Here is a 24,444-nt window from a genome sequence, read left to right as displayed (position 1 = left end):
CTCCTTTTCCGTATGACGCGGGACCTCGCTCACGCGGGGCCCCGATCGGGTCAACCGGCCTCCAGCACCCACGCCGCCAGCTGCCTGGCCTCCTCGTCCTTCAGCGAGGGGTGCGGCGGCATCGGAATCCGCCCCCCATACCCCCCTTGCCGCCCTCCTGGATCTTGCGGGCAAGCTTGCCGGTGGCCTCGCTGTCCCCCCTTGTACCTGGCCGCGACCTCGGCAAAGCCGGGGCCGACCAGCTTGCCCTGCATGCCGTGGCAGGAGAAGCAGCCGTTCTTGTCGGCCAGCGCCTTGATGTCCGGGGCCGCCTGCGCCGAGGCGGCGAGGGCCAGGCCAAAGGCGAAGGCAACCGCGCCGCGCGGCGCGATACGTCGAATCCGTTCTTTCAGCATGAATCACCCATTCGAATGCGGCCGGCGCCGTCCCCCGCATGCGCCAACACATGCATCAACGCACGCGTCGAGGCACACGGTCGCGCGCCGGCCTGTACGGCAAGCGCTCAGACCTTGCTGAGCTTGAACACCCACACCGAGCCGCCTTGCTCGAGGAAGTTGACGCGCTTGGCGACATCGCCGCCCCACAGCGGCACGGCGCCGCCCCAGCCCGACACCACGGCGATGAACTGCTCGCCGTTTTCTTCCCAGGTGACCGGCGGCGCCACCACGCCGCTGCCGGTCTGGAATTGCCACAGCTCCTTGCCGGTCTTCGCGTCCGCCGCCTTCAGGTAGCCCTCGGGCGTGCCCCAGAACACCAGGCCGCCGCCGGTCGTCATCACGCCGCCCCACAGCGGCGCGTTGTTCTTGACCTCCCAGACGATCTTGCCGGTCTTCGGATCGACGGCGCGCAACGCGCCGATATAGTCCTCGTTCAGCGGCTTGATGGTGAAGCCGGCGCCGAGGAAGGCCGCGCCCTTCTTGTAGGTGATCGGCTCGTTCCAGATGTCCATGCCCCATTCGTTCGCCGGCACATAGAACAGGCCCGTCTGCGGGCTGAACGCCATCGGCTGCTGGTTCTTGCCGCCGAGGAAGCCCGGCGCGGCGAACACCGACTGTCCCTTCTTCTGGTCGGCGGGGTCGCCAGGACGGCTTTCCGCGACGAAGTTGGGCCGGCCGGTCTTCAGGTCGATGTCCTTGGCCCAGGTCACCTTGCGGACGAACGGGAAGGCGTTCAGCACCTTGCCGTCGCGTGCGTCGTTGACGTAGAAGAAGCCGTTGCGGTCGGCCTTGCCGCCGACGCGCTTGCCGTCGAGATCGAAGGTCACGAACTCGTTGACGCCGTCGAAATCCCAGCCGTCGTTCGGCGTGTTCTGGTAATGCCAGACGATCTTGCCGGTGGCAGGATCGATGGCCACCGTCGACGACGAGTAGAGGTTGTCGCCCTTGCGCAGATGGCTGTTCCACGGCCCCGGATTGCCGGTGCCGAAGTAGGCCAGCCCGGTCTTCGGATCGTAGGTGCCGCCGAGCCAGGTCGCCGCACCGCCGGTCTTCCAGGTTTCGCCCGGCCAGCTGGCGTTCAGGTTACCGGTGATGCCGTTCTCGATCTTGTTGCCCTCGGCGTCGAAGCGATAGCCCATATGCCCTTCGACGGTCGGGCGGATCCACACCAGCCGGCCGGTCCTGGCATCGCGCGCCTCGACCCGGCCGACCACGCCGAACTCGCCCCCCGACACGCCGGTCAGCACCAGCCCCTTGACGATCATCGGCGCCGCCGTGTACGAATAGCCGGCCGCGTAATCGTCGATCTTGTCCTTCCACACCACCTTGCCGGTGTCCTGGTCGAGCGCGACCAGCTGCGCGTCGAGCGTGCCGAAGATGACGAGCTTGTCGTACAGCGCGGCGCCGCGGTTCACCACGTCGCAGCACGGCATGATGCCTTCCGGCAGGCGATGCTCGTACTTCCACAGCTTGGCGCCGGTCTTGACATCCAGCGCGAAGATCCGCGAGTACGAAGCGGTGACGAACATCTTGCCGTTATGGATCAGCGGCTGCGATTCCTGGCCACGCTGCTTCTCTCCGCCGAACGAGAACGACCACGCCGGCACCAGGCGGGCGACGTTCTTCGTATTGATCCTGGCCAGCGGCGAGAAGCGCTGGCCCTCCGGCCCGATCCCCCCACGACAGCACATCACCGGGACTCTTCGCGTCGTTCTCGATCATCGCGTCCGTCACGGCGGCGCGCGCGGCGAAGCTGGTCACGCACGCGGCGGCCAGCACCAGCACCTTCAATTTGCTCATCGTTTGCTCCTCTCTCTTTTTTGTCGATCATCGGCTTCGATCATCGGTTTCGATCAACCCTGTCGCAGATTTCCCGGTGGTCTTTCCGCAGGCGCGGCATAGGCCGATCGGCGATGCCGCACCGGTGCGCCAATCCGCAATTCGCGTGCCACGCCGGCCGTGAAAAATTCCCGTTGCTTGCGAACCCTTTTCGCCGCGATCGCGCGCGCGGATGCGCCATACCGGGCCGTACCGCGCCACCGCGCAACAACGCTGTCGCGGAATGGAGCACCCCCCTCGCGCGTGCCCGCCGCACGGCTCATGGCGCCAGTGCCTCCCGTTCATAGGCCGGGTACAGGTGCGTGACGTTGCGCAGGTATTCGGCCGGCATCGCGGCCCAGCCCGAGTACGGCGCCGGCACCGGCATCGCGATGACCTCGGCGAGATCGCGGCCTTCGCGGGCCGCCTGGCGCAGCCGGGCGTCGAGCCAGCGCAGGTAGTCGCGCGTCTGCGCGATCGCATCGGCGCCGTCGAGCGCAGGGCCATGGCTTGGCACCAGCAGGCGCAATCCGTCCTCGCGCATCCGGCGTTCCAGCACGTCGAGGCTGGCGAGCCAGCGGGGAATGTCGGCGTGCGGCGTGGTCGGGATGCGCGAACGGAAGGCCAGGCCGCCGGCGAACATCACGCGCGCGGTATGGTCGATCAGCACCAGATCGTCGCCGGTATGGCCCTGCAGGCGCAGCAGCTCGAATCGATGACGTCCGATCGTGCGCGGTCCCGGCTCGACCGTCGCGAGGGGCGGCGCCGGTTCGGTGCCCGCCATCCAGTCGCCGCAGAGCCGATACAGGTTGTCGGCATACGCGCCGGCCTCGCGCGCCGCGCCGGCGACGGTACCGGCTAGCGCGGCCGGACTGGCGTCGGCATAGGCCTGGTTGCCGAAGAAGTAGTCGGGATGCAGGTTCAGGTTCAGCACCAGGCGGAGCGGGGCCTTCGTCACCTGGGCGATCGCCGCGCGCTGCTGCTCGCCGTAGCGCCGCGACGGCCCCGTATTGACGACGACCACGCCGTCGCCGGTATCGATGAAGGCCGTATTGATGATGTTGCAGCCGTTGCCGACGGCGAAGTCGGCATTCGCACCCTCGAACAGCCAGATGCCGTCGCCGATGTCGCGCGGCGCGAGTCGGTAGTCGGGCGGCCGCAGCGCCCCTGCTGCGGGGCCGTCGCCGAATGCCGACGCGGGAAGCAGCAGGACGATCAACAGGGCGAACGGCAAGGCGAACGGCAACGCAAACAGCTGGGGCATCGGCACGGCGAGCGCGGCCAACAGGCGCCTCATGGCAGCACCCGCGCGTCGATACGGTTGCCGTTGTTGTCGCGGCCGGTCACCGCCAGCGGCTGGGGCGCCGGCTCGCGCAGGTCGAAGGAGAAGATCGGGTTCTCCGACACGGGCTCGTGCAGCTCGAGCGTGCCGAGCGGTTCGCGACGGCCGTCGACGAGCGCCAGCTGCTCGATATGGAAGGCGGGAATGCCCGCCACGAGGCCGGTGTCCATCGGATGCATCACGCGGACTCGGATCCGGCCGCCGCCGCCATCGAGCGCGGCAAAGCGCCGGGCCTCGACCCGGTTCAGCGTCTCGCTCCACGAGCCGTCCTTGCGCGTCACGCCCGGCACCGTGCAGCCGCCGCCGGCGGCGTCGACCAGCAGGCCGCCGACATGCCAGACGCCATCGCGGGTGCGCGCCGCGACCCGTACCGGGGGAGCCCTGTTCCAGCTTGAAGCGGAACGACAGCGCCGGCTTGAGCCTGCCCGGCGTGAACGCCAGCACCTTGCGGATCGGGTTGCGGTCGACCCCGACCACGATCCGGTCCACTTCGCCCAGCGCCGAGGCGTCGAGGGCGATCGGCACGTTCAGCGCGTCTTCGGCGAAGGCGGGACCGACAACCTTCACGCGCGCGTCGAACACCACGGGCGCGTTGTCCAGCATCTCGCCGCGCAGCGCGGGCCATTGCGGCGAGGCGAACGGGTCGGCATCGTCGGCCGCATGTGCCAGCGCCGACGCCAGGGCCAGCAGCGTCCCGAGCCACGCACGGCTTTGCCTGCCATGACGGCGCGGCACGACAGGCGGCCTCACGCCCGTTTTCCCAGCGGCCTTGCCATGCCGCGCTGCGGGTCGTAGCCGAGCAGCGCCACGCCGAAGAACAGGCAGGCGCAGGCCGCCACCACCGCGACGCTGCCCCAGGCCGCCTGCCCGTACAGCGCGAAGCGGATCGCCTCGACCGCATGCGTGAAGGGGTTGATCCGCGCCAGCTGGTGGATCGGCTCGGCGCCGGATTCCTCGAGCTTCCACAGCGGATACAGCGCCGTGCTGATGAAGAACATCGGGAAGATCACGAAGTTCATCATGCCGGCGAAGTTCTCCAGCTGCCGCACATGCACCGACAGCGCGAGGCCGAGCGCGCCGAGCATCAGCGCGGCCAGCGTCATCGCCGCGAACAGCATCGGCAGCGCCGCATACGCGATCGGCACATCGAACAGCACGGCCACCAGCAGGAACGCCGCCATCTGCAGCAGCGACAGCAGCGCACCGGCCGCGAGCTTGCACGCCAGCAACCAGGTCCGCGGCAGCGGCGCCGTCAGCAGCAGCCGCATCACGCCCATTTCGCGGTCGTAGACCATCGCCAGCGAGGATTGCATGCCGTTGAACAGCGCGATCATCGCCAGCAGGCCGGGGGTCAGATAGACCTTGTATTCGACATAGGTGTCGTAGGGCGGAATGATGGCGACGCCGAACACGTTCTGGAAGCCCGCGCCGAATACCAGGAACCACAGCAGCGGCCGCACCAGCGACGAGATCAGGCGGCCGGGCTGGCGCAGGAACTTGCGCAGTTCGCGGCCCGCGACCGCGCGCAGCGCGCGCCAGCGATGCAGCAGGGGAGAGATGGAGGTCGTCATGGCGGCAGGCTGTCAGCGGCGGCACGCGGTCTCGGGCGCGTCCGCGCCCAGCGTGTCGAGGTTGTTCCTGGGATGCAGGAAGCCGTCGAGCGGGGCGACCGCCGCCACGCCGTCGGGATGCGCGAGAAACACCGGCTGGCGCAGCTGCCCGTCCCAGGGCCGGAAACTTAGGCGCGGGCCCTTGAAGCCATCGACGACGACATCGCCGGAGACCAGGCTCCGGGCCTGCTCGGCAAACGGCGCCTTCGGCGCGCGCGTGGCCGCTTCGACCACAGCCTTGACCGCGACCCAGCCGGCCCAGTCGTGCCCGCTCATCGGCCTGCCGGCCGCCTTGAGGAAGCGCCGGTTCAATTGCGGGCCGCCGTGGCGCTCCCAGCCGCGGTGCCACGCCATCGCGGTCAGGCCATTGGCGCCCGCTACCGGCCGCGGCAGCTGCGTGGCGTACGGCACCGTGCGCGCGAACTCGCCGTCGGCATCGGCGACCACCACGACGTCGTGATCCGGCCCGCCCGTCAGCAGCCGGACGTTGGCCAGCTCCCGTTCGCGCGGATCGTTCGACAGACGGAAGTTGCGTTGCGCGGCCCAGGCGACCCCGAACCGCCGGGCCGCCTGCAGATAGAGCGCCTGCCACGCGCGATCCTCCGGCGCGGGGCCCGTCAGCAGCAGCGCCTTGCGCCATTTGCGCGCGGCCAGCGCCTGCATCAGCGCGTCGGCCTGCATGCGCCGGCTTGGCAGCGTGTGCAGCAGGTGCGGCGCGCAGGCTTGCCCGCGCAGCGCGTCGTCGTCGGACGAGACGTTCAGCAGCAAGGCCTCGCCGGGCTTCACCGCGCGGGTCGCCGCGCGCACGGCGTCGGCGGGCAGGTCCAGCACGATGTAGCGGATGCCCTGGCGCGCCAGCATGGCAGCCGTCTGTGCCGCCCCCCTCGGCGTCGCGCGCTTCGGCGGCTTCGAGCTTCAGCGTCAGCCCCGCGGCCTCGAGCGCAAGGCGGGATTCGGCCGCGGCGACGCGCATGCCGTCGAAGGGCCGGCCCTCGGGGTGGCCCGGATAGCGCTGCTCCAGCCGTCTGGGGTCGTAGCGCGGATCGCCGGCCAGGCTGACGACGCCGATGCGCAGCTCGGCCGCGCCGGCACGTCCCGCAGCGGTTGCCACAGCCGTTGCCGCGGCGGCTTGCGTAGCCGTCGAAATGGCGGCCAGCAACACGCCCACGGCGAGCGGACGCAGCAACGCGAGCCTAGTCATCGATCGCCACCGAATGCGGTACGCGGCCGGCCTTCAGCGTCGCGACCGCCTTGGCGCGCGCGGTGTCGACCACGCTGACGTCGTCGGACATGCCGTTGGTCACGTACAGCAGCGCATCGCCGCGCGTCAGCGCCACCCCCCAGGCGCGACGGCCGACCAGCACGTAGTCGAGCACGCGCCGCGCGGCGACATCGACCACCGCCACATGGTTGGCCCGCCCGAGGGCCACATAGGCGCGCCTGCCGTCGCGCGACAGGGCCAGACCCACCGGCGTCACGTCGTCGGCACGAAACCCCTTCGGTGCGAAGGTCAGCACGTGCGCGACCTGCAGCGTGTCGGTGCGGATGATCGACACGCTGGCGGCGAGCTCGTTGCTGACCCACAGCTCCTTGCCGTCGGGCGACAGCGCGAAGCGGCGCGGCCGGTTGCCGACGGGGATATGGCGAACGATCTTGCGGCTGTCCACGTCAATGACATGGACGAGATTGGCCACTTCGGAGGCGACATAGACGCGCTTGCCGTCGGCGCTGACCTTGACGCCCTCCGGTTCATCGCCGACCGCCACCGAGAAGCGCTTCTGGCCGGTCGCGGTGTCGACCGCGGTCAGCAGGGACTCTTCCTCGTTGGAGACATAGAGCGTCCTGCCGTCCGGGCTCAGGTCGAACATTTCCGGGTCGTCGCCGACGCGCAGCGCGGCCAGCGTCTTGCGCGTGCGGACGTCGACCACATCGACGCGATCGTCGTCGCTGCAGGCGACATAGAGCCGCGTGCGGTCGGGAGACAGCTGCAGATGGCGCGGCCTGCGGCACTGCGGCAGCACCGCCGACACCTGTCGGCTGGCCGCGTCATAGAACGTCAGGCCGCCGTCCTTCTCGCTGGAGACGATGACCTGGCCGCCGCCGGCGGGGTATGCCGTCTCCGACCAGCCGGCCAGCACCAGCACGGCGGTCGCGACCAGGGTGGCACCGACGACCCAGCGGATACGCGGCACCGGTGGCAGGTGGCTCATGGCGATGCCTCCGAGGCGGTCAGGGCCAGGAAGGCCCGTTCGAGGTCGTGCTGCGTGGTGGCGGCGCAGAGCATCTCCGGCGTGCCGTCGAAGCGGACCGTGCCCCGGTGCAGCACGACGACGCGGTCGCAGGCGGCGATCTCCTGGACCAGGTGCGTGGCCCACAGCACCGCGGTGGATTGTTCGGCGGCAAGGCGGCGGGCCTCGTCGACGATCTGCGCGCGCGAGGCCGGATCGAGTCCGACCGTCGCCTCGTCCATCAGCAGCAGCGCCGGCTCGTGCAGCAGCGCGCGGGCCAGTTCGACCTTGCGGCGGTTGCCGCCCGACAGCGCGCGCACCGGCGCGCGTTCGCGCTCGGCAAGCCCGAAGTGCGCGAGCAAGGCGGCGATGCGCGGCAAGGACTGCCGCCGGGCAAGGCCATGCAGGTCGGCATGGAACAGCAGGTTGTCGCGCACCGACAGGTCCAGATCGATCGCCGGCTGCTGGAAGACGATGCCGAGCCGGGCCAGCGCGCGGGCCGGATGCTCCCGCATGTCGGCGCCCATCACCTCGGCCCGGCCGGCATCCGCGACGAACAGCCCGCTCAGGATCTGGAACAGCGTGGTTTTGCCAGCGCCGTTTGGACCCAGCAGCGCAACGAATTCGCCGGGGCGCACCGACAGCGATACGCCATCGAGCGCCGCCTGCCTGCCGAAGCGCTTGATCAGTCCGTCGCAGCGCAGCGCCGGGGCGGTATCGCCAGTTGCTTCGCTCGATTCGGCATCCGCCCGCATCGCCGCCGCCAGGGTGGGGCTCATCACGATGGCTCCTTGCCGGCGGCCAGGCCCAGCCGTTGCGCGAACTCGCGCTCGCGCGCCCACACGCCGCGCAGATAGGCCTCGTACCGCTCGGTATCGAGATAGGTCAGTTCCTGGTCGTACCTGGCCAGTTCGGCCAGATGCCGGGGGTGGCGCATGGCGCGGGCGAAGGCATCGTGCAGCCGGCGCACAACGTGCAGGTCGGTGCCCCGCGGCACGCCGATCCCATAGGGCGAGTTGTGGACCGCGTCGGGATAGCCAAGCTCCTTCATGGTCGGCACATCGGGCCAGCGTGGCGAGCGGTGTTCGCTGAACAGGGCCAGCAGCCGCAGGCGCCCGCTGTCGACATAGGGCGCGAAGCCGGTCGCGCTGACGCCCGCCATCAACGCGCCGCCGGCGATCGCCAGCATCTGGTCGGCGATGCCGCGGTAGGGCACATGCAGATAGCGGACGCGGTTGCGGCCGAGCACGTCCTCGAGCGCCAGATGCGGCGTGGTGCCGATGCCGGAGGAGCCCACCGTCAGCGCGCCGGGATGGGCCTGTCCCCAGGCGACCAGGTCGCCGAAGCTGCGGAACGGGCTGTCGGCCGGCACCACCACGCCGAAGGTATAGCCGGAGATCATCACCACCGGCTGGATATCGCGCAGCGGCTGCCATGTCGTCTTCTGCTGGTGCGGCAGCCGGTAGACGGTCACCGGCAACTGGCCGATGGTGTAGCCGTCCGGCTTCGCCGCGGCAAGCAGCGCGCCGACCAGGGCACCCCCGGCGCCGGCGCGATTCTCGACCACCACCGGCTGGCCGAGTTCCTGCCCGGCCAGTTCGGCCAATACCCGCATCGACAGGTCGGTGGCGCCGCCCGCGGGCCAGGGCACGATCATCGTCAGCGGATGCGCAGGGTAACCGGCGGCCGGAGTGGCGCCCGCATCGGGCGTGGCGCTCGTAGCCGCCATGGCCGGCAGCGCCGCGCGCGCGGCCAGCGCGCCAAGCGCGATCGCCAGCGCGCGGCGCCCTGGCATCGGAAGGATCGGCGCGGGCGCCATCACGCGGCGAGGTCGGGATAGTCGACGGTCGCCCGCTCCGGCGGTACCGCGGCGAGACGGTCGGATTCCTCGTCGGTGAACAGCCGCGAACGGGTCAGGAAGCGCATGCCGGTGGCCCGTTCGATCGAGAACATGCCGCCGTTGCCGGGCACCACGTCGATGATCAACTGCGTGTGCCGCCAGTATTCGAATTGCGATTCGCTCATGTAGAACGGTGCGCCGCCGATCTCGCCGAGCTTGATGTCGCTGCCGCCGACCAGGAACTCGCCGCGCGGAAAACACATCGGCGCGCTGCCGTCGCAGCAGCCGCCGGACTGGTGGAACAGGATGGGGCCGTGGTCACCGGTCAGCTGCGCGATCAGCGCGAGCGCGGCGTCGGTGGCGATCACGCGTGGGGGGCAGGGGGGTATGCATGGTCGGAATCCACAAAGATGCCGTCGTCCGCGCGAAGCCGGGAGCCCGGCGTCCCTGCCGCTTGCGGCGGAACAGGACGCCAGGATCCGGCCTGGCTAGGGCGACGGCCGTTGCCAGGCCCGTCGGTCAGAAGAAGCCGAGCGCGTTCGGGCTGTAGCTGACCAGCAGGTTCTTGGTCTGCTGGTAGTGGTCCAGCATCATCTTGTGGTTCTCGCGTCCGATGCCCGATTGCTTGTAGCCGCCGAACGCCGCGTGAGCCGGGTAGGCGTGATAGCAGTTGGTCCACACGCGGCCCGCCTGGATCGCGCGGCCGAAGCGGTAGGCCCGCGTGCCGTCGCGCGTCCACACGCCGGCGCCGAGGCCATACAGCGTGTCGTTGGCGATCTCGAGCGCCTCTTCCTCGGTCTTGAAGGTGGTCACCGACACCACCGGCCCGAAGATCTCCTCCTGGAAGATGCGCATCTTGTTGTGGCCACGGAAGACGGTCGGCTTGATGTAGTAGCCGTTCTCCAGGCCATTGCCCAGTTGCGCGCGTTCGCCGCCGGTCAGCAGCTGCGCGCCTTCCTGCTTGCCCAGGTCGATGTACGACAGGATCTTCTCGAGCTGTTCCTGCGAGGCCTGCGCGCCGATCATCGTGCTGCGGTCCAGCGGATGGCCTTGCTTGATCGCCTCGACGCGCTTGATGGCCCGCTCCATGAAGCGGTCGTAGACCGACTCCTGGATCAGCGCGCGCGACGGGCAGGTACAGACCTCGCCCTGGTTCAGCGCGAACATCGCGAAGCCTTCCAGCGCCTTGTCGAAGAAGGCGTCGTCCTTGTCGAGCACGTCGGCGAAGAAGATGTTCGGGCTCTTGCCGCCGAGCTCCAGCGTGACCGGAATCAGGTTCTGGCTGGCGTATTGCATGATCAGCCGGCCGGTGGTGGTCTCGCCGGTGAAGGCGATCTTGGCGATGCGCTTGTTCGAGGCCAGCGGCTTGCCGGCTTCGAGGCCGAAGCCATTGACGACGTTGAGCACGCCCGGCGGCAGCAGGTCGCCGATGATCTCCAGCAGCACCATGATCGAGGCCGGGGTCTGCTCGGCGGGCTTGAGCACGACGCAGTTGCCGGCGGCAAGCGCGGGCGCCAGCTTCCACGTCGCCATCAGCAGCGGGAAGTTCCACGGGATGATCTGGCCGACCACGCCCAGCGGCTCATGGAAGTGGTAGGCGATGGTGTCGTGGTCGATCTCCGAGATGCCGCCCTCCTGCGCGCGCACCGCGCCGGCGAAATAGCGAAAATGATCGATCGCCAGCGGCAGGTCCGCGGCCATGGTCTCGCGCAGCGGCTTGCCGTTGTCGATGGTCTCGGCGACGGCGAGGCGCTTCAGGTTGGCCTCCATGCGATCGGCAATGCGGTTCAGCACGTTGGCGCGCTCGGCCGGCGAGGTGCGGGCCCACGCCACCTTGGCCGCATGCGCGGCGTCCAGCGCCAGTTCGATATCGTCGGCATTGGAGCGGGCGATCTTGCAGAACGCCTGGCCGGTGACGGGCGACAGGTTGTCGAAGTACTGTTCCGATTGCGGCGGCACCCACTTGCCGCCGATGAAGTTGTCGTAGGACGCCTTGTACGGGAATTCGATATCGAGGAATTTCAGTTCCGCATGGTTCATGGTGGTGTCTCCTGACGAATCGTCTGTCTTGCGTTTGTCTTGCGTTTGTTTGCGTTTGTCTTGCGGTTGCGCTGCTGTCTTGGCGACCGGGTGTCCGGCCAGTCCACTTCCCTCAGCGCAAGGAGCGTGCCATTTGCCGGGCGCCGCTTTTCGGCATGGTTCGCCCGTGATGCGCGCCCGCACTGTTGCGTCGCTAATCGCGGGTCTGTCCCCGGTGTCCCGAAATGGAGCAATCGCACTGCGGCCGGCGATCAGCGGTCCGCGACCAAGGGTCCATGGCCAACGATCCCGCGGTCGGCGGTTCTGCCTTCAGTCAAGGCCGTGCTCGCGCGCATAGCGGTACATCTCGACGACGTTGGCCAGTCCCAGCTTCTTGCGGATCAGCGTCTGGTAATTGGCGATCGTCTTGGTGCTCAGGTAGAGCTGCGCGGCGATGTCCTCGAGCGCGATGCCGCGCACCAGCAAGCGGAACAGATCGAACTCGCGCGGCGACAGGCGCATGTGCGGCAGCGCCTTCGGGTCTCCCTCGCCGGCGAGGCCAGCGATATCGTCCGACAGCGGCCGCTCGCCGGCCGCGACGCGATGCACCGCGTCGACCAGCAGGTCCGGTGCGCTGCTCTTGGTCAGATAGCCGTCCGCTCCCGCGCGCAGCGCCTGCGCGACGATGGCGGGGCTGTCGTGCATGCTGAAGACCAGCACGCGCAGGGCGGGCACGCGCGCCTTCAGGCAGCGCAGCACTTCGAGCCCGCCGCGGCCCGGCATCGACAGGTCCAGCACCAGCACGTCGGCAGGGTGGCGGCTGAGCCAGAGATAGGCGGCATCGCCGTCGGCGAACTCCCCCGACGACCTGCAGGCGCTCGTCCAGCTCCAGCAGGCGGCGGTAGCCGGTCCGCACGACGGCATGGTCGTCGGCGAGTACGACGCGCAGCGGCATCATCAGGCCAGCTCCGGCAGGCAGCCGTGGCCGTGGCCGGGGCCGTGCCTGGGCGCGCCGGCGCCGGTCGTGATGTCTGGCGCATGTACCGCCGCAACGGCCGCCACCGCTGCACCCATCGAAATCGTCGCGACGGCGGCAGGCGCCGCCGACAGCGCGCCAGGGAAACACGCAAGCAGCTTCAGCCCCGGCCGCGTTTCGCCGGGCCGCGAGGCGCCCAGCTCCAGCTCGCCCCCCATGGGCCCACACCCGTTCCCGCATGCCGCCCAGTCCGCAGCCGGCCTCGAGCGCGGCGCCGAGGTCGGCGATGCCGCGGCCGTCGTCCTCCACGCACCAGACGATGTCGCCGGCGGCGTTGGCGGCCACGCGGGCCTGAACCGTTCCGGCGCCGGCGTGCCGTACCGCGTTGGTCAGGGCCTCCTGCGTCATGCGGTAGAGCGCCAGTGCCAGCGCCGGCGGTACCGCCACCGCGCCGAGCTCGATCTCCAGGCGAAAGTCCGTGCGCGAGTCCGGCTGCGCGCGCCACCCTTGCAGCAGGTCATGCAGCATGCGGGCCAACGGCACCGGCCCGTTGCCCGGCTGCGTGCCATGGGGCCGCAGCCGATGCAGCAGCGAGCGGACATCCTGCTGGATGCGCGCGCCATGCTGCGACAGCCCGTCGGCCACGCCGCGCAGCCCGGCGTCATGCGCCAGCCGGCGCGACAGGTAGGCGGCGTCGGCCCGCATCGCGGTCAACGTCTGACCGAGCTCATCGTGCAGTTCGCGCGCGATGCGCGCCCGCTCGTGCTCCTGCGCATCGAGCAGCCGCAGGCTCAGCGCGCGGCGGGAAGCCTCCGCCTGCGCCAGCGCCGCGGCGAGCTGCTGCAACGCCCGGCGGATGGCATCGAGCTCGGCGATCCGGATCTCCGGCAGCGCCGCATCGTACTCGGCGCGCTCGTATCGGCGGATTGCCGCGAGCATCCCGCGCAGCGGGGCCAGGGCCCGTCGGGTCGCCCAGGCGATGCCGGCGAACAGCAGCGCGCTGTACAGCATCAACGTCGCGAGCTGGCCGGCGAAGCGCGTTCAGCGCCTCGCTTTCCTCGCTGCGCGGATTCCAGTCCAGCGCCACGCGGTAGGCGGCGCCCTCGGCCGCTGGGATGGTCCACGACGCGGCCGGCTCGGCGGGCGCTTCGGCGGCGGTCCCGGCCTGCGGGACGAGGACCACGCCGCGATCGTCCCGCAGTGTCAGCCGCAGATGGCGCAGCGCGCCGGAGGCCGCAATGTCCCGCAGGGCGCGCAAATGTCCGTCGCGGGCCTCGGCATGGTGCGCCTGCAGTCCCGCTAGATGGCGAAACATCCTGGCCGTCGCGTCGGCGCCGCGCCGTTCGTTGCGGATATCGCCGGCGGCGGTGGCCAGCGCGAACAGCGTGGCGACGATCAGGCTGAGCAGCGCGATCGGCGCAGCCCGAAGCAGCAGGTGGCGGGACAGGGGCATGGCTAGGGTCTCCTCGTGTTCGTCGAGGCGGCCCGTGCGCTCTGGTGGCGTGGTTGCGTGGCGCGCGATCCCGGCACGGCGAGCCCGGCCCTGTCGTCAGGTCGGGAGTTTTTCCCGGCTCTCGGGGTACGGAATCTGCTCGACGGGATCGTGCGGCCCGACAGAGGTCCGCTCGATAACAGGAGGAGATGCAAGATGTCAGCCAACCGGAGCGGTGCCGCCGCCGGCGGCCGGCGCGCGGCCGGCGCGGCGCGCCGCGCGGGGTCCCCCCATGCCCAGCGCCATCGCCGTGGCCTGTGCGATCGCGCTGTTCGGCGCCGGCCCCGCTGTTGCACAACAGGGCAGCACTGTGTCACAACAGGACAGTTCGCTGCCGACCGTCACCATCGTCGCCGCCGCGCCGCTGCCCGGCATCGGCGTGGAACGCGATGCCTTGCCCTATTCGGTGCAGAGCGACGACGGCGAGGCGGCGACGGGCCCGCGTGCGGGCAATCTGGTCGAATACCTGAGCCGCAATCTGGCCGGCGTCAATGTCAACGAGATCCAGGGCAGCCCGTTCCAGGCCGACGTGACCTACCGGGGCTTTCGCGCTTCGTCGATCCTCGGCGTGCCGCAGGGCCTGTCGGTCTATCTGGACGGGGTTCGCGTCAACGAACCGTTCGGCGACGTGGTGAACTGGGACATGATTCCCGAAGCCGCGCTCGACAATATCGCGCTGGTGTCGGGCTCAAACCCCGCCTACGGCCTGAACACGCTCGGCGGCGCGCTTGCGCTGACCACCAAATCCGGTCTCACCTCGCAGGGCTTCGGCGCCGACCTGTCCTACGGCAGCGGCGCCCGCAAGCGGGCCGATCTGTCCTTCGGCGCCCGTAGCGAGGACGGCTGGCACGGCTTCATCGCCGGCACGCTGTTCAAGGAGAACGGCTGGCGCGACCATTCCGATGGGCGGCTCGGCAACCTGTTCCTGAAGGCGGGCCGCAGCAGCGGGTCGACCGAATGGGACGTATCGCTGCTGCACGGCCGCAGCCGGCTGGTCGGCAACGGCCTGGTACCGGACTATCGGCTCGACGGCGGCGCCACGGTGCCAGACCTGTACGCGGCCAACCGGCGCGCGGTGTTCACCTATCCGGACCAGACCCGCAACCGCGTCACGCAGGTCATGCTCAACGGCAGCCACTGGCTGGACGACAAGACCCGCATCTCCGCGATGGCCTATGTCCGCCACAGCCGGCGCGATACCGTCAACGGCGACGTCAGCGAAGACTATGCCGAGTACGCGGAGGCCTGCGAGGATGGTTTCCATCCCGACGGCTCGCCGGTCGACGACGACTGCGGCCTGACACGAGAGCAGGGTGCCGGGTTGCATCCGGCCGTGCTGAACACCACCCACACCCGCCAGCGAGGGCAGGGCGTTGCGCTGAGCCTGGCCAGGGAGCTGGGCGCGCACCGCATCAACATGGGAATGACGTTCGATGCCAACCGCGTGCGTTACGCGCAGTACGAGCAGGAGGCGCTGCTCAGTGCCGACCGGGGCGTGACCGCCGCGCCGGGGTCCGACGTCGAGCTGTTCTCTGGCGCCCATGGCAAGTCGCGCGCGATCGGGCTTTATCTGGCCGACCTTTGGGCGCTGACGCCGAGCACCCATCTGAACCTGTCGGCACGCTGGAATCGGCTGAAGGTCACCAGCACGCTGATCGACAGCGACGGCAGCGACAAGCCGACGGAGCGCTTCACCTACAGCAAGCTCAATCCCGCCATCGGCGTGACCCAGCAGGTCGGGGCCGGCCTGACGCTGTTCGCCAGCGCCGCGCAGAGCAACCGCGTGCCGACCGTGATCGAGCTGGGCTGCGCCGATCCGGCCCAGCCATGCCGCTTGCCCGCCGGCCTGCAGGCCGACCCGTATCTGAAGCAGGTGGTGTCCCGCACCTACGAGGTCGGCGGGCGGTGGCGGCCGTCGCGCGACTTCGAGCTGTCGGGCGCGGCCTACCGCACCGACAATCGCGACGACATCCTGTTCCTGCGCGCGCCGAACAGCCAGCAGGGGTATTTCTCGAACTTCGATCGCACCCGCCACCAGGGCCTGGACCTGCTGGCCAACTGGCGCCTCGATGCCGTCACGCTGCGGCTCGGCTACAGCTATCTGCAGGCCACCTACCAGGCCCATGGCCGCATCCTGGCCGGCGAGCGCACCATCGACGTCCGGCCCGGCATGCGGCTGGCCGGATTGCCACGGCATACGCTGAAGTTCGGCGCCGACTGGCGCGTGACGCCGTCGTTCGCGGTGGGCGCCGACGTGCTGGCGGTGTCGTCCAGCGTGATCAGCGGCAACGAGGACGGCCTGGCCAGCGATCCGCGGCCGGGCAGGGCGCCGGATGCGCGGCGCTGGGATACCGCCGGCTATGCCACCGTCAACCTGCGGGCCAGCTACCGGGTCAGCAAGCAGCTCGAGTTGTATGCGCGCATCGACAATCTCTTCGACCGCCGCTACGCCAGCTACGGTCAGCTGGCCGAGAACATCCTGCCGGACGGACGGCTGGTGCAGCCGCACGTGGCGCCGCAGGATGCGGCGACGTCGCGCTTCATCGCCCCTGGGGCGCCGCGCAGCATGTTCGTCGGGCTGCGGTACCGGATGTAGCGCGGACAGGGGGGAGGCGGCCGGCGCGGGGCCGATGTCGCGGGGCCGATGTGCTAGGCTCCCGCACTTTGCCCTTCACGCCATCGCCATGCAGCCGTCGTTCGCCGCCTTTCGTGCCGCGCTTGCCAGTTTCGTCAGTTCACGCGCCCTCAAGCTCGCCGTCGGTCCGATCGTGGTGCTGCTGATTGCCGGTGCGATCTTTCTGGGCCTTCCGCTCGTCATGCTGATGACCGGCGTCGTGCCGCCCTGGGTGCAGGCGCTGTACGGGGGCACGGGTGGGGTCGCGCAGACGCTGCTGGTGGTGCTGTACCAGCTCGCGCTGATCCTGCTGGTCGCGCTGTGGTCGATGCCGGGCGCGGTCGCACAGATCGGACCGGCTTACCCCGCGGCCGGCCCGTCGCCCGACGCCATGCCCGGCCAGCGCGGCGCACTGGCGCACTACATCGGCACCTATATCGTGCTGTGCGCGCTGATCCAGTTCCTCGGCACGGTGCCGCTGCTGTACGGCGTAGCCAATCTCGCGGCCCAGGGCTGGCTGGCGATGCGGCTGATGCCGTATCTGGCGTTGCGCAGGCGCGCATCGGCCAGCGAATTCGCCGCGCTGAGCAAAGGCTGGCGCTTGCCGTTCGCCGGCGTGGCGATCGCTGGTGTCGTGCTCAGCGGCCTGATCGCCGCGGCCATCTCGGGAGCAATCGCGCTGCTGCTGCCCGGGCCGGCAGCGTTTGCCGGCGTGACCATCGGGCGCGTGCTCGGGATGCTGTTTCTCGTTTACTGGTTCGCCCACCTGTCGCTGCGGGCGCTGGCCACGATGCGGGGCGATGCGCCGGCCGCCCGGCCCGCGCTGCCGTAAGCCGAAGGCCATCGCGGAAGGGCTGGTTTCGCGCCTACGGGCGATTGTTCCGGATCATCGCACCCGGCGGCCCGCTCGACCCCCCCGAACCACGGCTCGACCCGCGCCTGGTTCTGTTCGACCAGTACCGAATAGTTGTCCTTGAAGCTGTTCGGGAAAAAGATCATGCCCGGGCTGGCGACCCGATTGCCCCGCACCAGGATGCCGGACAGCGTCGCGCCCGGCATGCCTTGCACCGCCAGCCCGCGCGTGACGTTGCGCGCCGCCGTGCGCATCACGAAGACCGGGTCGCCATCCTCGGCGACGGTGTTATCCAGGCAATCGATATTGAAGGTCGGCAGATAGGTGTTGTCGCCATAGGGGCCGTAGGCCGCGATGGCGATGCCGTCGCCGGCGTTCATGTTGTAGTTGTGGTCGATCACGCTGTCGAACACGCCGCCGAAGAACAGGATCGAATTCAGCGCGCGGCCATGCATGTTGCGGAACTCGTTATGGCTGACGGTGATGCGCAGATAGCCGGTGGTGATGTTGATCACCGAGGACGAATCGGGCACCACGTCCCATGGGGCCGCCAATTCCATCACGCGGCCCTTGATCGATTTCAGATGCCGATACTGGCCGACGCCTTTGCCCGCCACGATCGACATGAGCACGTTTTCGGGATTGCTGGTGCCGACCATGTCCCAGTTCGGATCGCGCGCGAGCGTCACCGTGCTGGCCGAGCTCGCCGCGAGGCTACCCAGGTAGGCACCGCCGCCGCCGTCCGTCGTGAAGAACTGGTTGGTCGGCGTGTAGGTCATGTTGCGGAACAGGTTGTAGCCGAGATAGAAGTTGCGCGTGGCGTTCGCCGTGGTGCCGCTGATCATCGGCCGACTGGCGCCGATCACCACGCCCTCGTTGATCTCGTCCTGCGCGCCGAACAGGTTCTTGGTGACCACGACGTTCTGGCTGTTGGCGATCGCGTAGTCGCCCTTGGTCGCCCGGTTGCCGGCGATCAGCACGCCGTCGCCGTAGTCGATCGAAAGCGTCTTGCGCGAGCTCAGCGTCGAATTGACGATGCGCAGGTCCGGGCCGGAGATCTTGATCAGCTGGGTGCTCTCCGCGCCGTTGGTGTAGTCGGCCGAAACGACGAAGTTCACGCGCTGGATCAGGATATGGCCGTGCGTGCGCGGGTCGCTGCCGAGATCGGCGGCACGCAGCATCGTTTCGCGATGGGGCCCGCGCAGCGTCAGCGAGGCGATGCCGAAATGGCTCTCGCCCGTGATCCACGACGCGGGGGTGGACGCGGCGCTGTTCGCCTTGCCGAGCAGGGTGGTCGCGTCCTCCGATTCACCGACCAGATACTGATGGCGGCGCAAGGCGATCGTGCGCGAGATCGCGAATTGCCCGGCCGGCAGCTTGAAGACGGTGCGGACGCCGCTGCTGCGGTTCTTGTCGAGGCAGGCTTGCAGCGCCGGGGCGTTGTCGGTGACGCCATCGCCGACCAGTCCCGGGCAGGCCAGTACGGCGGGCGGTTTTGGTGCGGCCTGGATGCGAATCGGCACTGGCAACGCGGCGGTCAGATCCTTGTGCTGGGAGCCGATCCAGACGTGGTACGAACCGGGTGCCATGCCGGCGGGCACGCCAGCCACCAGCGCCGTATCGTCCGCGTGTTCTACGGTCAGCGGATAAAGCCGATTGTCGGCCGATTGCAGATAGGCCTCCTTGCTGCCGTTGAAGTTCTTGCCGAACAGCCGCAGCTTGCCGCCGGCCTCCGCGCCGCAGCTGACCAGCTCATGCGCCGGCGCTTCCAGGCTGGAATCGGTATCGGGCGTGCCGAGAATCCACTGGATCTCCGGCCGATTGACGATGCCTTCCAGCGCCGGCACCGCGCGATCCTGGTCCTCGATGCGGTAGGCGTAGGGACCGTATTTCAGGTTGGCCGGGATGGTAAAGGTCAAGCCCGTGGAGCTCAGATTGACGGCCGGCACCGTGATCGCGCTGGCCCGGACCGCGCTGCGCCAGTCGGTCATCCCGGACGTCAGCGCCACCAGACGCACGGTCTTGCGGTTGGCGGTGAAGGCGCCGCTCATCAACACGCTCTGGCCGGGCCGGTTCTCGCGCGAGGTCCAGAAAATGGCGTTCTTCTCGTAAACCGGATCGCTTTCCGGCCGCATCCGGTTGACGTCGACGAACACCGCCCGCTTGCCGCTGCCGGTGTCGCCGTTCCTGCCGATCATCGGGTTGGCGCACCCGCTCAGCGTGCCGGCTTCGGTAATCGGCGCAACCGGCGTGCCCGCCGCGACCGCGGGCGCCGAAGCCCCGCGCGCCTCCGCGCCACCCGCCACCGCCTGCCAGCAGCCGAACAGGGCCAACGCGGCCGTCAACAGGCGCTGTCGAAAGCGAAACGCTGGTTTCATGGCTACCCCCGGTTTGTCTTCCAATGGCCGACTCGCCATTGAAGTCGCAAAGTCGAGCCATGGACCGTTCGAAACGGCACATAAGCCGTCGGGGGATGGGGACTGGCCGGTCCCCGAGCCACAGGAAACTGCTGTTACTCCGCCGAGATCTTCGCCCGCTTCACCACCTCGCCATAGCGCTGCAGGCGGTCGGCCATCATGCGTTCGAAGGCGGCGGGGGCCATGTCTTCCGGCGGGACCACGCCGCGGGAGCGCAGGGCGGCCTGCATCGCGGGATCGCTGGCCGCCTTGCGCACGGCCTGGTAGATCTTCTGCACCACCGGCTGCGGCGTGCCGGCCGGTGCCGCGATGCCGGTCCACGAGCTCAGGTTCAGTTCGGGATAGCCCAGTTCGGCCAGCGTCGGCACGTCGGGCAGTTGCTCGAGCCGCTGTTCGGAGGCGACCGCCAGCGCGCGGACTTTGCCGTCCTTGACGTGCGGCAGCATGATGACGAGGTTGTCCAGGATGAACTGCACCTCGTTGCTCAGCACCGCCGTGATCAGCTGCGAGCCGCCACGATAGGGGGATATGGGTCGCCACCGCGCCGGTGCTGGCCTTGAACATCTCGACGTTCAGCTGGCCCATGCTGCCGACGCCGCCGCTGCCGTAATCCAGCTTGCCGGGGTTCTTCTTCGAATAGGCGATGAACTCCGCGAAGGTGCGCACCGGCAGGCTCGAATGCACGACCAGCGCATTGGGCTGGCGGCCCAGGATCGCAATGTTCTCGAAGTCCTTGATCGGGTCATAGCCGATGCGCGGCTGCGTCAGCGGATTGGCCAGATGGCTGCTCTGCGACGACACCACCAGCGTGTAGCCGTCGGGTTTGCTGCGCGCGACGACCTGCGTCGCGACCGAACCGCCCGCGCCGGGACGGTTGTCGACGACCACCGGCACGCCAAGAATGCGCGACAGCGGCTCGGAATACTGGCGCGCCATGATGTCCACCGATCCGCCGGGCGGGAAGGGGACCACCAGCGTGATGGGACGCGACGGCCAGTTTTCCTGCGCCACGGCGCCGAGCGGCGCGGCGGCGGCAATGGCGGCGGCGCTCAGGCCAAGACCAACGAAGCGGCGGCGGGAGAAGGGCAGGTTCTGCATGATCAGAAAGGCAGGATGGAAAAGGGATTCGTTGGGTGGCGGGACATGCCGCTCATTGCAGCCCGAGGATGGCCAGCGCCAGGGCCTGCGCCCGTGGCACGAAGGTGGACAACTCGCAGTACTCGCGCTCGGTATGCGGATGGCCGCCGACCGGGCCGGTGCCGCACAGCGTCGGCGTGCCTGCCGAGCTGGTCAGGCCGCTGTCGGCCGCGCCGCCGGTGAACTCACCGTCGACCGTGAAGCCGACGCGTTCGGCGCTGCGCTGATAGAGCGACAGCAGGGCCGCGGGCGTGGTCGCCATCGGCATCGTGCGGCGCATGTCGGTGATGCGTCCGCGCGTACGGGGAATCGATTCGGCTTCGACGATCTCGCGGATGCGGCCGTCGAGCGCGTCCATATCGGTATCGGCGGTGAAGCGCACATCGAGCTGCGCCTTGGCATGCGGTGCGACCATGTTCGGTACGATGCCGCCCTGGATGCAGCCGACATTGGTGGTGATGCCCGACGTCGGATCGGTCAGCGCATGCAGCGCCAGGATCTTGCGCGCCAACGCGTCGATCGCGCTGGCGCCATGGGCGTGATTGATGCCCGAGTGCGCGGCCACGCCTTCGACCTCGAACTCGACCACCATCGAGCCCTTGCGGCCCGTCACCAGGTTGCCGCTGACGCGGCCCGGCTCGGCATTGAACACCGCGCGCACTTCGCGGGCGACCGCCATGATGCGATCGCGCGTGGCGGGCGAGCCGATCTCCTCGTCGCACGAGAAGAACAGCCGCACCGGCGGCGCCTGCCGGCCCAGCCGCGCCAGCGCCTCGGCAACGAACACATTGAGCACCAGGCCGGACTTCATGTCGGCGACGCCGGGACCGTAGGCGCGTCCATCCTCCACGCGGAAGGGCCGCCTGGCCGCCGTGCCTTCGGGATAGACCGTATCCATATGCCCCATCAGCAGAACCGGCAGGCCCTCGCCGGAGCCCGGCACCTGCGCATCGAGGCAAACGCCGTATCCCGGCACCGCATGAAAGCGCACGGCGATACCGGCGGCTTCCAGATGCGCGCGCAGGGTCTCGGCCACCGCCTGGACGCCGGCTTCGTGGCGGCTGCCGCTGTCGATGTCGACGATCTTCTGCAGCAAATCCTGCATCGCCTGATGCTGGCCTTGCAGCCAGTCCAGCAGCGCCTGCGCGCCCTGGGCAACTTCTCTATCCTGCATGGGGTTCCTGTTCGCGACCGATGACCGAATACCGAAGACCGGTGCCCGGTTCGCGATGAAAGACGTGATGGGAGGCGCAACAACACGCGCCGTGAAACATGTATTGCAACAGTGATATCATCATGCAATACGTATTGCAGAGTGTCAATATGACGAATTCCCGCAAGGAAAGGGCCGATCATGGCGCCACGCTGCTGGACCGGCTGGCGCGCGAAGCCGCCACGCTGACCGCGCGCGAGCGCGAGCTGGCCGACGCGCTGACGCGCGGCTATCCGCATGTGCTGCTGGAATCGGCGACCGCGCTGGCGGCGCAGCACGGCACCAGCGCGTCGACGGTCGTGCGGTTGTTCGCCAAGCTCGGCTATGCCAGCTATGCCGACGCCCAGCGCGAAGCGCGCGTCAGCGTGACGGCTGCGCTGCCGACCGCGGGACAGCGCGCGCCGGCGCTGATCGGCGGCAAGCGAACCTTGCGGGCATGCCTCGACGATGCGTTGATGCACGACCAGCACAACCTGACCGCCACGCACGAATCGCTGGACATCGCCGCGTTCGAGGCGATCGCACGCCTGCTGGCCGGAGGAAAAGGGCGCCTGTTCATCCTCGCGCAGAAGAACAGCGCGCCGGTCAGTGCCTGGCTGGCGCTGCATCTGAACATGTGCCGGCCCAATGTGCAGGAGCTGGGCGCCGGCGCGGTGACGGCCACCGACGCGATGCTGTGGGTCCAGCCGGAAGACGTGCTGCTGACCTTCAGCGTCCGCCGCTATTCGAGCGCGCCGGTCAGCATCGCCCGTGCCTTCCGCGAGCGGGGCGCACGCGTCGTCGCCATCTGCGACAGCCCCGCCGCGCCGCTGGTGCCGCTGGCCGACCACCATCTGCTGGTGCGCACCGCCAACGCATCCCCATTCGACTCCTACACGGCGGCATTCTTCTTGTGCAATGCACTGGTGTCCGCCGTCGCCCAATTGCGCCAGCCGGCCGTGATCGAGGCGCTGCAGCGGCGCGATGCGCTGTGGCAGGCGTTCGAGACGGATCCGGTGGAGGGATTGCGAAGCGGGTAGGGCGCGAAGGTCCGGTACTTGCCCGGCGCCGGCCCCGCTATCGGCGCGGGCACCGGCATCGTATTCGGCATCGACCGATCCCCGCCGAATGTGGACACCTTGGCAAGGCTTGGCGTCCCGATTCCGTCCGCCTAAGCTAGTGGTCTGGCTGGAGGTCTGGCTGAAAAACCACGGGGAGACAAGGACGATGAACCGGCCGAATCGACGTCGTGCGCGAAGCATCGGACTCGGTATTGCCGCTGTGGTGGCGGTCGCACTGGCCGCCGGCGCGGCGTGGCTGCTGTCCTTGCCACCGGCCACGGCTCCCGCCGAGCCGCCGGCGATCGCCGAGCCCGAGCGGGCCGCCACGCTGTCGGCGCTGAAGCCGCCCAAGCGGCCGCGCCCGGTCATCGCCATCGTCGGCATCAACGACGCCACTGAAACCACCGACTATCTGATGCCTTACGGCATCCTGCGCCGCGCCGATATCGGCGAGGTGGCGGCATTGGCGACGCAGCCGGGACCGGTGAAGCTCTATCCCGCGCTGCAGGTCGAACCGGATGCGACGATCGCGCAGTTCGACGCGCGGCATCCCCAGGGCGCCGATTACGTGCTGGTGCCGGCGATGAGCCGCGACGACGATCCGACCGTGCTGCAATGGCTCCGCGGCCAGGCGGCGAAGGGCGCCACCGTGATCGGCATCTGCGCCGGTGCCAAGGTCGTGGCCGCCGCCGGCCTGCTCGACGGCAAGCGCGCCACCACCCATTGGTACTACCTGAACGACCTGCTGGAGAAGCATCCCACGGTGCGCTACGTTCCCGATCGGCGCATCGTGGTCGATGGCCGCGTTGCCACGACGACCGGCATCTCGGCCTCGATGCCGATGACGCTGACGCTGATCGAAGCCGTGGCCGGCCGCGGCAGGGCAGAGGCCGTCGCGCGCGATCTGGGCCTGCCGCATTGGGATGCGCGCCACGACAGCGACGCCTTCACCTTCACGCGTCCCTTTGCCCTGACGGCGATGGGCAACACCATGGCGTTCTGGAACCGCGAACGGCTCGGCATTGCGCTGCGGCCCGGCGTCGACGAGGTATCGCTGGCACTGGTCGCCGACGCGTGGTCGCGCACCTATCGTTCGCAGGCCGTCTCCTTCGCCGCGCAGCCGGGGCCGATCCAGACCCGGAACGGCATTCGGCTGCTGCCCGAGCAGGTGGCGGCGCAGTGGGATCGCAAGCGGACCATCGCCTCCATCGCGGAAGCGCCGCCGGCGCAGGCCCTCGATCAGGCCCTGACCGGCATCGGCCAACGCTATGGAACACGTACCGAATCGCTGGTCGCCATGCAGCTCGAATATCCGCGCGAATAGCGGCGCGAATTTCGGCGCGAATTTCGGCGCAATTATCGGCTCGAATTCGAACGACCCGACACCCGAACCGCCCCAATGCAGTCA

Annotated in this window: 17 protein-coding genes and 5 pseudogenes; 4 read left to right on the top strand and 18 right to left on the bottom strand. The window is 69.2% G+C overall.

Features of this window, described 5'->3' with window-relative positions:
- Nucleotides 1-50 precede the first annotated feature (50 nt).
- The 15 genes and pseudogenes from OJJOAM_RS01435 to OJJOAM_RS01365 all read right to left on the bottom strand — a co-directional run bounded on the left by OJJOAM_RS01435 (nucleotide 51) and on the right by OJJOAM_RS01365 (nucleotide 13,723).
- Nucleotides 51-395 (bottom strand): c-type cytochrome, encoded by a 345-nt coding sequence (locus OJJOAM_RS01435; RefSeq protein WP_422648663.1) that lies wholly within the window; start codon nucleotides 393-395, stop codon nucleotides 51-53.
- A 107-nt stretch (nucleotides 396-502) separates the two neighbouring features.
- Nucleotides 503-2,237 (bottom strand): annotated as a pseudogene (locus tag OJJOAM_RS01430) (PQQ-dependent methanol/ethanol family dehydrogenase).
- A 298-nt stretch (nucleotides 2,238-2,535) separates the two neighbouring features.
- Nucleotides 2,536-3,519, bottom strand: coding sequence for a quinoprotein relay system zinc metallohydrolase 1 (locus OJJOAM_RS01425; RefSeq protein WP_422649459.1), 984 nt, complete (start codon nucleotides 3,517-3,519; stop codon nucleotides 2,536-2,538).
- 29 nt (nucleotides 3,520-3,548) lie between these two features.
- A pseudogene (locus OJJOAM_RS01420) lies at nucleotides 3,549-4,332 on the bottom strand (quinoprotein dehydrogenase-associated SoxYZ-like carrier).
- 11 nt (nucleotides 4,333-4,343) lie between these two features.
- A complete protein-coding gene (locus tag OJJOAM_RS01415; protein ID WP_422648662.1) occupies nucleotides 4,344-5,168 on the bottom strand; it encodes an ABC transporter permease in 825 nt (274 codons plus the stop codon).
- Nucleotides 5,169-5,180: 12 nt separating this feature from the next.
- The gene (locus tag OJJOAM_RS01410) at nucleotides 5,181-6,068 is read right to left on the bottom strand and encodes a branched-chain amino acid ABC transporter substrate-binding protein (RefSeq protein WP_422648661.1); all 888 of its coding nucleotides are present in this window, start codon (nucleotides 6,066-6,068) and stop codon (nucleotides 5,181-5,183) included.
- Nucleotides 6,069-6,400: 332 nt separating this feature from the next.
- Entirely contained in the window at nucleotides 6,401-7,417 is a 1,017-nt protein-coding gene (locus OJJOAM_RS01405; protein WP_422648660.1) for a PQQ-dependent catabolism-associated beta-propeller protein, read from the bottom strand.
- Nucleotides 7,414-8,190, bottom strand: coding sequence for an ABC transporter ATP-binding protein (locus tag OJJOAM_RS01400; protein WP_422649458.1), 777 nt, complete (start codon nucleotides 8,188-8,190; stop codon nucleotides 7,414-7,416). The genes OJJOAM_RS01405 and OJJOAM_RS01400 overlap by 4 nt, the downstream gene beginning before the upstream one ends.
- 23 nt (nucleotides 8,191-8,213) lie before the next feature.
- Nucleotides 8,214-9,230, bottom strand: a complete 1,017-nt coding sequence (locus OJJOAM_RS01395; protein WP_422648659.1) for a tripartite tricarboxylate transporter substrate binding protein — start codon at nucleotides 9,228-9,230, stop codon at nucleotides 8,214-8,216.
- Between the two features lie 23 nt (nucleotides 9,231-9,253).
- Nucleotides 9,254-9,664, bottom strand: coding sequence for a DUF779 domain-containing protein (locus OJJOAM_RS01390; protein ID WP_422649457.1), 411 nt, complete (start codon nucleotides 9,662-9,664; stop codon nucleotides 9,254-9,256).
- Nucleotides 9,665-9,794: 130 nt separating this feature from the next.
- The gene (adh, locus tag OJJOAM_RS01385; protein WP_422648658.1) at nucleotides 9,795-11,315 is read right to left on the bottom strand and encodes an aldehyde dehydrogenase; all 1,521 of its coding nucleotides are present in this window, start codon (nucleotides 11,313-11,315) and stop codon (nucleotides 9,795-9,797) included.
- Between the two features lie 309 nt (nucleotides 11,316-11,624).
- Nucleotides 11,625-12,218: a response regulator gene (locus OJJOAM_RS01380; RefSeq protein ID WP_422648657.1), complete on the bottom strand. Its 594-nt coding sequence runs from the start codon at nucleotides 12,216-12,218 to the stop codon at nucleotides 11,625-11,627.
- Nucleotides 12,219-12,251: 33 nt separating this feature from the next.
- Nucleotides 12,252-12,488: a hypothetical protein gene (locus tag OJJOAM_RS01375; protein WP_422648656.1), complete on the bottom strand. Its 237-nt coding sequence runs from the start codon at nucleotides 12,486-12,488 to the stop codon at nucleotides 12,252-12,254.
- Nucleotides 12,489-12,534: 46 nt separating this feature from the next.
- Nucleotides 12,535-12,975 (bottom strand): annotated as a pseudogene (locus OJJOAM_RS01370) (sensor histidine kinase); the annotation flags it as partial.
- A gap of 22 nt (nucleotides 12,976-12,997) precedes the next feature.
- Complete coding sequence (locus OJJOAM_RS01365) at nucleotides 12,998-13,723, bottom strand: hypothetical protein (RefSeq protein WP_422648655.1); 726 nt, start codon at nucleotides 13,721-13,723, stop codon at nucleotides 12,998-13,000.
- Nucleotides 13,724-13,994: 271 nt separating this feature from the next.
- Between OJJOAM_RS01365 and OJJOAM_RS01360 the strand changes: the two genes are divergently transcribed.
- Together OJJOAM_RS01360 and OJJOAM_RS01355 are read left to right on the top strand one after the other, a co-directional pair.
- Entirely contained in the window at nucleotides 13,995-16,358 is a 2,364-nt protein-coding gene (locus tag OJJOAM_RS01360; RefSeq protein ID WP_422648654.1) for a TonB-dependent receptor, read from the top strand.
- Between the two features lie 34 nt (nucleotides 16,359-16,392).
- Nucleotides 16,393-17,208: a hypothetical protein gene (locus OJJOAM_RS01355; protein ID WP_422648653.1), complete on the top strand. Its 816-nt coding sequence runs from the start codon at nucleotides 16,393-16,395 to the stop codon at nucleotides 17,206-17,208.
- Here OJJOAM_RS01355 and OJJOAM_RS01350 read toward each other — a convergent pair.
- From OJJOAM_RS01350 to OJJOAM_RS01340, 3 genes and pseudogenes are all read right to left on the bottom strand, one after another.
- Nucleotides 17,127-18,638: pseudogene (locus OJJOAM_RS01350) on the bottom strand (hypothetical protein); the annotation flags it as partial. The gene OJJOAM_RS01355 and the pseudogene OJJOAM_RS01350 sit on opposite strands and share 82 nt — an antisense overlap.
- Before the next feature lie 1,103 nt (nucleotides 18,639-19,741).
- Nucleotides 19,742-20,744, bottom strand: a pseudogene (locus OJJOAM_RS01345) (Bug family tripartite tricarboxylate transporter substrate binding protein).
- Between the two features lie 52 nt (nucleotides 20,745-20,796).
- Complete coding sequence (locus tag OJJOAM_RS01340; protein WP_422648652.1) at nucleotides 20,797-21,957, bottom strand: M20 family metallopeptidase; 1,161 nt, start codon at nucleotides 21,955-21,957, stop codon at nucleotides 20,797-20,799.
- A gap of 149 nt (nucleotides 21,958-22,106) precedes the next feature.
- Between OJJOAM_RS01340 and OJJOAM_RS01335 the strand changes: the two genes are divergently transcribed.
- The gene (locus tag OJJOAM_RS01335) at nucleotides 22,107-23,015 is read left to right on the top strand and encodes a MurR/RpiR family transcriptional regulator (RefSeq protein WP_422648651.1); all 909 of its coding nucleotides are present in this window, start codon (nucleotides 22,107-22,109) and stop codon (nucleotides 23,013-23,015) included.
- 241 nt (nucleotides 23,016-23,256) lie between these two features.
- On the top strand, nucleotides 23,257-24,360 hold the full coding sequence (locus OJJOAM_RS01330; protein WP_422648650.1) for a DJ-1/PfpI family protein: 1,104 nt from the start codon (nucleotides 23,257-23,259) through the stop codon (nucleotides 24,358-24,360).
- The last annotated feature ends 84 nt before the right edge of the window (nucleotides 24,361-24,444 follow it).

Source organism: Cupriavidus sp. H18C1 (genome assembly GCF_049311595.1).
GTDB lineage: Bacteria > Pseudomonadota > Gammaproteobacteria > Burkholderiales > Burkholderiaceae > Cupriavidus > Cupriavidus cauae.
This window is presented reverse-complemented; position numbering and strand designations above follow the sequence as displayed.